The sequence below is a fragment of the Desulfovulcanus sp. genome, from assembly GCF_982781345.1.
In genome coordinates this window covers 1-9,479 of record NZ_CEYAEZ010000081.1, presented here as the reverse complement: position 1 = coordinate 9,479, position 9,479 = coordinate 1, and the positions used below count along the sequence as shown (strand labels likewise).

Sequence of the window (9,479 nt, the reverse complement as noted above, 5' to 3'; positions counted from 1 at the left end):
TAAGCGCAGATTGAAAGTCTTGGTTTCTGAAATGCATTACAAACGGCTTGGGCAACCCAATCTTAGTGAAGCTTGCGGAAAGACAGAGCATCGGGGTGAATGAGCTGAACACTTTGCGATATTGACCATAACTATCGATATCAAAAAGAATTTTTGTTTACCCAAAATATCCCATTATGCTCTGTCAGCAAGCAAATGCTCGATGGGTCCAAGTCTTTGTTCCAGCATGAAAGAAATCAAGACTAGAATAAACCATGGAAATTAAGTTGATAAAAAGGTTCGGCTACAGACTCTTATGCCTTACGCACTACTTTATACCCTTTTTGACTCAACTCTCCTTCGCTTATAACGCCATGTCGCAAGATTTCGATCTCTTTTCCTCCCAACATGCGAACCAGAGTGGACGGTAGTCTACCTGTTGGCTCCGGAGGCACATCCAGCACATGGTCGACTTTTTCGAGGACTTCAGGATCCAAATCACTACATAAGGTACAGGGTGGTTTTCCGCTTAAATTGGCACTAGTGGCAATAAGAGGATATCCGGACAAAGTGCAAAGTTGCCTGGCCACCGGATGAGCGGACAAACGTACTGAGACCATTCCGGCGGCATCTTTGACTCCAAAAGGAATTATTTCTTTGGCCTGAAACAGAATGGACAATGGTCCTGGCCAAAAATTTCTGGCCAGCTCCAAACTAAACGAGGTCAAATAACATATTTCCTCCAGTTGTTCTAGGCTGCCTATAATCAAAGGTAGAGGCTTATGCGCCGGCCGTTTCTTGAGCGCCTGGATTCGTTGTACCACGCTCATCTCAAGGCCATTTCCTCCCAGACCCAAAAAAGTCTCGGTAGGATAAACAATTATCCCACCCTGCCGAATAATATCTATGGCTGTGTTTATGGCATCCTTTATTAGGTTCATTGAGTCCCTTTTATGATTTTTTTAAGTTTGTTGTTTTATTGAGTAGGATGGATTACGTTATTTATTTTATGGATTCCTTGCAAACGCAATTCATGATTAGAACCTATAAATTCGGCTTAGCTTTAACCCTTAGATATTTGTTAAAGCTTAATTTGACTCAGACCTGCTAAAAAAGTACACTTGGCAAAATTATTGCTTTTATAGATTTTAACCAACCCAAAAGGGAAAATTTTTCCAAAGGGGATAGCTATGAAAATAAATCCGGAACAAGTTGCTAAACTAAGTAATGAACAAAATAAAACTCAAAAAAGTAAGACCGCGGACGATTTCTCAAAAATTTTAAACCAGGAATTAAGTGCCAAACCTGTATCTTCCAGTGGGGTCTCTGGCTCGACGGGTATCTCAGCTCCATCAATAAACCCCTTGCTCTCGCCAGCCCTATTAAACCATCAACCCGTGGAAACTAGTCTTATGGAACAGGTTGATCAACTTTTAAGTAAATGGGAAAATTATGCCGCCGGGTTGGAGAACCCCCAGGCTGACCTACGCGGGCTCTATACCACTTTACAAGAAATATCCGGGCAAATTAAAGAGTTAAAAGAAAATATCAATCTAAATACCCAAAAACCTGAACTTAGATCTATTCTAGAAGAGCTGGAAATTATGACGACCACGGAAGAAATCAAGTTCAACCGTGGTGACTATATTTAAAGGTTAAGAGGCTAGAAGCTGAGGTACGGGCTTAACCTTTAATCGAATAGATCAGTTTATACACAGGTCCATTGGGAGTTAACTTGCTCTGCCACAAATTTATCCTCTGCACCTTAAAGTCAGGCCAATCAAGTCCAGAAACATATTCCCTAAACTCTGCCCAGGGATCATGATCCGAAAACATTTTCACGCGGGCGAAAGTCAAATGAGGATGAAACGGCCTGTTCTCTTTACTAAAACCTAGAGCATAAAACTCTTCTTCAATTTCTCTGGCCCAGTCTTCAAGCACATGTACTTCTCCAGAAAGCCCCAGCCAAAGCACTCGAATTCCATTTCTACTGGCAAAATATCCTGCTTGCCCACCCTTTAACCAGGCCGAACTAAGATGAATCTTATCAAGGGCATTCTTTATCCTCTGCAGGTCTGCCTCTTCTACCTCTCCTAAAAACTTCAACGTCAAATGCCAATTGCCTTTCTTGGTCCAGGATAGTCTGGATTTAAAACGGTTTTTCCACCTATCCTGAACTTCCTGCAGCTTTTGTTGATATGCTTCGGGTACCGAAATACCAATAAACAAACGCATTTTCCCCTCTCTCACTTACTTACACATCAACCCACTTACCAACCCTTCTATGGCCTGTTGCACACTTTGTAACTTAACCTCCTGCCTATCTCCGGAAAAGTTAAACCTTTTCGCCCAATTTTTACTTTCTATTTGCCAGGCCATAAACACTGTGCCTACTGGTTTATCTTTTGTTCCTCCGCCTGGCCCGGCAATGCCTGAAATGGCTACCCCTACCTGAGACTTGGTTAGGTTGCATACTCCACGCACCATCTGAAGGACACAGGCTTCACTTACGGCGCCATATTTTTCAATAACCTCGGCTTCTACATTTAAAAGAGAAATCTTCATTTCATTGGCATAAGTAATAACCCCGCCGACATACCAGTTTGAACTACCAGGGATATTGGTCAGGGTGTGGCCCAAGAGTCCACCTGTACAAGACTCAGCCGTGGACAGAGTCCACTTTTTACGGACTAAAAGTTCAGCCAAAAACAATACCCTGCTTTCTTCAACCATCACAAGACACTCCTTGTCTGCACTTCAGAATCAACTTTACTAATCATGATTTCACCCAAAACAGAAGGCTTACTCAACCTCTAGTAACCCAACTAAGGATATCAGCAAGAAAATCAGTGTTTAAACTCCTGGGCATTCATATTTAATCTCTTTAGAATCTTTTGTAAGGAAACCCTTTCCAATCCACTAAGTCTCGCTGCTTCAGAAATATTACCTTTTGTCTTACGCATGAGCACTGTGACATAATTGCGCGTAAAATTATCTATAACCTCGGCTTTGGCCTGTTTGTAGGGTTTCAATTCTATAGATTTTTCCCCATTTCCTTTAGTTACCAGAGACAAAACCGGCATATCAATGGTATCCCTGCTTGAAAAAACAACCAGACGCCGGACAAAATTGATCAGTTCGCGAATATTCCCGGGCCATTCCTGGATACTGAGCCAGGCCATAACTTCCGGACTGATCTCTTTGGGCGGAATATTTAACTCCTGGCAAGTTTTTAAAACAAAGTGCTGGGCCAGAAGAGGAATGTCTTCTTTTCTCTCTCGCAAGGGAGGAACCTCAATAGTCAATACATTCAAACGATAATACAAGTCCTCGCGAAAAGTATTATCTTTTATCTTGCTTTCCAAATCCTGATTGGTAGAGGCCAGAATACGTACATTCACCTTGTGGGCTGTAGAAGAACCTACTGGCCTGATTTCCTGATCCTGCAGGACCCGCAATAATTTGGTTTGAATTTGTAGGGAAATATCCCCAATTTCATCAAGAAGAATACTTCCACCATTGGCTGCCAGAAACAAACCTTTCCTGTTTCTGTTTGCGCCGGTAAATGCACCTTTGACATGACCAAAGAGCTCACTTTCCAAGAGTTCACTAGGGATAGCAGGACAATTGACACTAACAAGTGGTTTATTGGCCCGTGGACTCAACTTATGTACCATTTTGGCCACCAATTCCTTACCTACCCCGGATTCACCCAGAATAAGTACTGTATAGTCAGATCCGGCTACGGCACAGATTGTTTCCTTTAACCTCTGAACACTTTTACTCTGACCTATTATGACCTGGTCCAGCTCACATTCTCCAGCCAGAGATTTCAGCCGAAAATTTTCCCTGAGCAGCCTGCTACGCTCCACTCCCTTTTCCACAACCCGAAACAGCAGATCCTGATCAATGGGTTTGGTCAAAAAATCATAAGCACCTGCCTTCAAAGCCTGTACAGCAGTCTCCACGCTGCCATATCCTGTGAGTAAGACCACACTGACGGTCGGTTCAATCTCCAGAGTTCTGTCCAGAAGTTGTAATCCATCCATTTCCGGCATGCGTAGGTCTGTTATCATCAGGGCAATAGACTCTCTCTCCAGAATATCCAATGCCTCATCTCCTGATCTTACGGCAAAACAAACCAGATCAGGGTATTGGCTCCCAATCAACCTACACAGACCATGTGCAAAATCTTCTTGATCATCAACGACTAAAACACCAAACTTTTTTTCCATGACGCTCCAAGATTAATTATTCAGCGATCGGTTAAAGTTGACCCAAGGACGACTTGGCCACTTGTCCCTATCCAATAAACTTAACAAACACAATTAAACAGCACTTCAAAAACAGCTCCATTGTCATTTCTAACCCTGATTTCTCCACCCATTTCCTCAACCAGGGTGTAAACAACAGCCAGTCCAAGTCCTGTTCCCTTGCCTGGCTCTTTTGTCGTATAAAAGGGATCAAAGATCTTTGCCTTTTCCTCTAGTTCAATGCCTGGCCCGTTATCCCTTACACTGAGCACAATACGATTACTTTCTTTATCAATATCAACCCTGAGCTCAATTCGCCCGGTGCCTGACGGAACAGCATCCAAACTGTTTAAAAACAAATTGGTTAAAACCTGTTCGAGGGCTGTTCTATCCGCGACAATTAAAGGTAAAGGTTTCACTATATGCGCGGTGAACTCCACCTTGCGCATATCAGCCTGCACTTTAAACACAGATATTAACCCTGAAATCACTTCTTCCAGGTCAATCTCGGTATTTTTCGCTTGTTTGGGCCTGGCAAAGTTTAGTAAATCCTGTAAAACTTTCTGGGCCATTTTAGTATGTTTAATAATCACGCTCAGATCTTTAATCTGCTGCTCATCTTCAAGGCTGCCTCTCAATATTTGAGCATAGCATAGAATTACTCCCAGAGGGTTATTAATCTCATGGGCCAACCCTGCAGCTAGTCTACCCACGGCAATCATCTTTTCTGACTGCTGCATCTTAACTAGCATATTTTTTTCTTTGGTAACATCGCGCACATACAGGACAATTCTATCAGCACCTTTTAAAGGATAAAAATTAAATACAAAAATTCTAGAATCAACTGTAAGCTCTTTACTTAAGGGAAGATCATGGTCCCTCCCTTGTTCTTTAAGTAAAGCAGCCTGTTCAAGGACAATAGTTTTCAACGATGGCTTCTTATGAGAGACTTCAAAAAGATGAACGACTTTATCCGCAGCAGAATTTTTCATTATTATCGAACCGTTACCATCAAGGAGCAGCAGAGGATCGGAAATCCCTTCAAAAATTGATTGCAACATGGTTTTTTGTTTAAGCAGTTCATCCAGAGCCTGGAGATTTTCAATGGCAATAGCCAATTGTTGGCCCAGTGCAAGGAGTACGGACTGCATCTGTCTTGAAATCCGCACCGGTCGGTTCCAAAAAAGACACAAAAGCCCCCAGGCTGCCTCACCGGACAGGACAGGGATATAACAATGATCCTCAGCAAACACAGGCTGGTTCTGAGCCACCAGCATTTCCCAATTCTTGGGTAGCCTGGGAGGCTTATCCTTTTCTGGCCAGGAATAGAAAAAATGGCTGGCGATTGAACAAATATAGGTTACCTGGTCCACTTGGAACCGTTTGCCTATAAGTTCCATGGAAGCAGAAAGTAAATCCGCCCTACTTAAGCTTACATTCAACCTCGACAAAAGCTCGACAAATAAATTTACATCTAACCTTCTTTCCTCGGCTTCCTGGGCCAGTTCCTTGGTCCGCTCCTTGACCATCCTTTCCAAGTTCTGAGCATAGTTCTGTAATTCTTTTCTGGCCTTTCTCAAATGCTGGGCTAAATCCTCGGTAGCATAAATAATCTCATCAATTTCATCGTCCACTTCAATATTTTCTATTAGTTTCTTTTGCTTGTAATCATAGTCAAAATAGGTTTTAAAAATATCGAGTATTCTTCGCAAGTTATGTACAACCAGACGATTAAACAAGACATTGACTACGGCAAAGAAAAAAATGCCACCGGCAAAAACCATCAACGCGTATGAAACAGAGGCCTCACGAATATGCGTTACTGCTGATTGAACAGGAATTCCAACAGCATCCAGCCCAGCAAGCTCCCCGACTTTATGTCCAAAGCCTCTTTTGGAACCATAAATATTTAATATCTCCTTTGGAGCATCCTGGGGATGACCATGACAGCGCATGCAGCTCTCTTCAAACCTGACCGGTCTGGCCATTAAATAATACTCATTTCCATTAATCTTTTTGTATCCCTCCCAGTCACTTTCAGAACTATTCCGAAAGTAATTAATTAACTCCAATTCAATGGTGTTGGCCTCAAATTTTGGATTCCTGGCATTAATGGCCACTCGGCGATAATAAAAATCCTCATTAATTAAATTCATGTTCTCCATAACCTGCCGAGAAACATAAGATGTAGACATAGCCTGAAGTAAAAACTTGTTAGGCCAAAGTTCATACATCAGGGGCCTGAGCGTACGGCGGACATAGTTCTGGACAGCATCAACCTGGGCAAATACAAGATGTGCCTTTTGCTGAACCTCGGATGTCAGTAGGCTTTTTAAGTGAAAATAAAGAGTAGCAGCTAAAAAAAACCCAACGCTCAACATGATTAAAGTCAATCCGCATATAAACTTAGTCTGTATCCTTTTAGACTTAAAAAAAGTCATCATTCCTCCATATAAAATTCAGAACTCAAATTTTTTGGTTGCTTTTGTTTCAATCCCTGTCATTCTATGTTATCTTTTCTGATAGCGATGTTTTTCAGTGAGGAAAAATACCTCTGAACCGGACAAAATGTCCGGAAAAATGAGCTTAAACAATACCTGTAAGCAAGCTCAAATGATATCTAGAGTCTGTGGCCAAACCCTATTTTGATCACCAGATTGAAAATCCTGGTTTCTTGAAAGCATTGCTAAGGGCTGGCGTAACCCATCTTGGCGAAGCTTGCGGCTAAGCAGAGCATCGGGGCGACAAAGCTAAATATCCGGGACTCTTTGCAATAACTATCGACAATAAAAAGAATATTCATTTACCCTGAATATCCCATTATGCTCTGCCCGCGAGCAAGCCTTAGATGGGTCCAGGCATTTGCACCAGCATGAAAGAAATCAGGATTGAAAAAATTATGAAATATTGTCCTCTTAACTAAAGTTTGGCCACAGACTCTCTAATTAAAATTAGTTAAGATTAGGGAAACGAAAATCAACCGTATAAATCGAGTTTCGTAATAACCTCCCCCCAAACCCAAACTCTCTAGCTGATACAAAAAACAAAATTTTGCAACCTCAAACATACATCCTGCTAACTCAAGTTTACACTCAACACAGAGTCAAAAAATTAAAATCAATAATTTCAACATATTACAAAAGCAAAGAGCATGGCACATGTTTTGCTGATGTAGAAAAAAAAATTATAACGGGAGGTTTTTTATGGCAAACGGTCAAGTTGGTCGTCCCAGCAATGGTCCTTTGTGGATCATTAGTATCATCATGCTGGGCTATGCGTTTTTGGTGAAAGCCGGCGTACTCGATGGGATCATGCACAGCCTGCACACTCATAAAAGTGCTGACCTGCAATTTATTTTAAGCATTGTCGGCGGTGTTTTGGGTGTTGCTGCGGCCGTACTGCGTCAGGCCAGAAAAGATAAACCAATGACAAATTTTGATACTTTTGTCCTGGAAACAATTCCAGGGATCCTTTTTATCCTGATTCTGGCCATGGGTATCCGCTGGTATGCAGAACCAATTGTTAAAATTATCAGTAACAACCTGGTTCCGGTTATTGGCTTCAAGATCCACAAGGTACTCAACCTGAACTATGTTGTATTGGGTATCCTGGTTGGTATTATTATCACTAACACCTGGGGAATCCCCAATTTTGCGGCCTCAGGCGTTAAAACAGCCCGGTTCGTTCTGAAGATGGGTGTTATCCTCTTGGGTGCCCGTTATTCTTTCGCTGAATTAGCTAAATTGGGTATGGTTTCCGTCTGGATGATCGGTTTTTTTGTTATGGGCACTGTTTTCTTTGTTCTCTGGCTTGGGCGTATCTTCCGTCAGCCTAAGTCCATGACCGGAGTTCTTTCAGCGGGTATGGGCGTATGTGGTGTTTCCGCTACCGTTGCCTGTGCTCCTGTTGTTCGGGCCAAGTGTTCAGAAATGGCCTATACAATTGGTACTATTCTTGGTTGGGGCGTTCTTTGTATGTTTGCCTTCCCCACCATTGGTAAGATCGTGGGCATGAACCCCACCCAGTTCGGTGCTTGGGCCGGAACAGGTATCCTGAACTCCGCCCAGGTAGCTGCTGCTTGCTTGGCCTTTAACGCTGTTGATATCCACACCTTGAAAGTAGGTGAAATTTTCAACATTACACGCGTTTTGTTCTTGCCCATTATTGTTTTGGTGCTGGCCACCTGGTATGGCAAGAGCGAAGGTACCAAACTTTCTTTTAAAGAAGTTGTCATTGATAAATTCCCTATCTTCGTACTCGGTTTCTTGCTCTTATTCTTCCTCTCCTCTTTAGGTTTATTCAGCCCTCCAAGCCACTATAAGGGTAAATACCTGGATTTCAGCTATAATAAGAGAACTGAAGTCACAGCAGAAGAATTGGCTGTCATTGGTGAAGCTGTAAAAGCAGGCGTTCCAGGACTAACTGCGGCAGAAAAGGAAGCACTGGAAGATCTTTACAAACAGAGACAAATTGCTGGTGACTACAAAGACAGGAACAATAAAAAAGTATTTGATGCCAAAGCCCGCAAGAGAATGGAAGCCTTGCAATCAATCTTAGCAAAGGCCAAGGCTAAACAAATCTCAATTTCCAAAGAACTCAAAAGTGCCATTAAACACGCGGTAAAACAGGTACATAAAAAATCCAAGACTATTGTTGTTCTTACTGATGCCATGATCTGGTTCTTTGCCTATGGTCTTATTGGTCTTGGTATGCAAATTACCAAGAAAGCCCTGGCACAAGCTGGAGGCTGGCCACTGGTCATGGGTGCCATTTCAGGTACCGCCAAGGCAGTACTGTCTTTTATCGTGGTCATGTTCTTTGTTAAAGATGTTGTCTTAAAGTAAAAGGAGATAAAATATGGCCGAAAATAATTGTGAAAACAAATGTGGCGTCCCTGGCGCTGACGACCAAAAAGTAATGGAAGAGCGTGCGCTGTCCGTGTTTGCCAGCGAGCGCAACGAAGACCTGACCGCCTTAGTACTGGTCATGATCGTTGTCTTTTTTGTTCTACTTTTTACCAAATGGCTGGCTTAAGCTCAGCTTAAACAAACTAAGGGGGCCTTAGGCCCCCTTTCTAATCAAAAATTTTAAACGTAAAAGATTAAAGTTGTCCTATACAATTAACGAAGGTATTTATGTTTAAAAAAATTCTCTTATCCACACACGGAACGCCCGGAGCGCAAAAGGCTGAAGATCTAGCCTTAAGTTGGGCAGAAAAAAGTAAGGCCCAACTCTATGTTTTGAGCA

8 protein-coding genes are annotated in these 9,479 nt (G+C 42.3%); 3 read left to right on the top strand and 5 right to left on the bottom strand.

The features are described 5' to 3' along the window. Nucleotides 1-293 precede the first annotated feature (293 nt). On the bottom strand, nt 294-920 hold the full coding sequence (locus tag AC3WVG_RS10640; RefSeq protein ID WP_488798095.1) for an L-threonylcarbamoyladenylate synthase: 627 nt from the start codon (nt 918-920) through the stop codon (nt 294-296). A gap of 249 nt (nt 921-1,169) precedes the next feature. Between AC3WVG_RS10640 and AC3WVG_RS10635 the strand changes: the two genes are divergently transcribed. Beyond that, nucleotides 1,170-1,631 (top strand): hypothetical protein, encoded by a 462-nt coding sequence (locus AC3WVG_RS10635; protein WP_488798094.1) that lies wholly within the window; start codon nt 1,170-1,172, stop codon nt 1,629-1,631. Between the two features lie 31 nt (nt 1,632-1,662). Here AC3WVG_RS10635 and thpR read toward each other — a convergent pair whose 3' ends face one another. From thpR to AC3WVG_RS10615, 4 genes are all read right to left on the bottom strand, one after another. Then, complete coding sequence (thpR, locus tag AC3WVG_RS10630; protein WP_488798093.1) at nt 1,663-2,214, bottom strand: RNA 2',3'-cyclic phosphodiesterase; 552 nt, start codon at nt 2,212-2,214, stop codon at nt 1,663-1,665. A 15-nt stretch (nt 2,215-2,229) separates the two neighbouring features. After that, nucleotides 2,230-2,712, bottom strand: coding sequence for a CinA family protein (locus AC3WVG_RS10625; protein WP_488798096.1), 483 nt, complete (start codon nt 2,710-2,712; stop codon nt 2,230-2,232). Between the two features lie 113 nt (nt 2,713-2,825). Further along, the gene (locus tag AC3WVG_RS10620; protein WP_488798092.1) at nt 2,826-4,214 is read right to left on the bottom strand and encodes a sigma-54-dependent transcriptional regulator; all 1,389 of its coding nucleotides are present in this window, start codon (nt 4,212-4,214) and stop codon (nt 2,826-2,828) included. Nucleotides 4,215-4,294: 80 nt separating this feature from the next. Next, nucleotides 4,295-6,676 carry a c-type heme family protein gene (locus tag AC3WVG_RS10615; protein ID WP_488798091.1) on the bottom strand — a complete coding sequence of 794 codons (2,382 nt, stop codon included), beginning with the start codon at nt 6,674-6,676 and terminating at the stop codon, nt 4,295-4,297. Nucleotides 6,677-7,435: 759 nt separating this feature from the next. Here AC3WVG_RS10615 and AC3WVG_RS10610 point away from each other — a divergent pair. Both AC3WVG_RS10610 and AC3WVG_RS10605 read left to right on the top strand, forming a co-directional pair. Continuing rightward, nucleotides 7,436-9,076, top strand: a complete 1,641-nt coding sequence (locus tag AC3WVG_RS10610; protein ID WP_488798090.1) for a YeiH family protein — start codon at nt 7,436-7,438, stop codon at nt 9,074-9,076. 13 nt (nt 9,077-9,089) lie between these two features. After that, nucleotides 9,090-9,266: a hypothetical protein gene (locus tag AC3WVG_RS10605; protein ID WP_252379638.1), complete on the top strand. Its 177-nt coding sequence runs from the start codon at nt 9,090-9,092 to the stop codon at nt 9,264-9,266. Nucleotides 9,267-9,479 lie beyond the last annotated feature (213 nt).

Bases quoted from the DNA above. Each gene is read 5' to 3' on its own strand.
- AC3WVG_RS10635 (WP_488798094.1), top strand. From the start codon at position 1,170: ATGAAAATAAATCCGGAACAAGTTGCTAAACTAAGTAATGAACAAAAT.
- AC3WVG_RS10640 (WP_488798095.1), bottom strand. From the start codon at position 920: ATGAACCTAATAAAGGATGCCATAAACACAGCCATAGATATTATTCGG.
- AC3WVG_RS10605 (WP_252379638.1), top strand. From the start codon at position 9,090: ATGGCCGAAAATAATTGTGAAAACAAATGTGGCGTCCCTGGCGCTGAC.
- AC3WVG_RS10615 (WP_488798091.1), bottom strand. From the start codon at position 6,676: ATGATGACTTTTTTTAAGTCTAAAAGGATACAGACTAAGTTTATATGC.
- AC3WVG_RS10610 (WP_488798090.1), top strand. From the start codon at position 7,436: ATGGCAAACGGTCAAGTTGGTCGTCCCAGCAATGGTCCTTTGTGGATC.
- AC3WVG_RS10625 (WP_488798096.1), bottom strand. From the start codon at position 2,712: ATGGTTGAAGAAAGCAGGGTATTGTTTTTGGCTGAACTTTTAGTCCGT.
- AC3WVG_RS10620 (WP_488798092.1), bottom strand. From the start codon at position 4,214: ATGGAAAAAAAGTTTGGTGTTTTAGTCGTTGATGATCAAGAAGATTTT.
- thpR (WP_488798093.1), bottom strand. From the start codon at position 2,214: ATGCGTTTGTTTATTGGTATTTCGGTACCCGAAGCATATCAACAAAAG.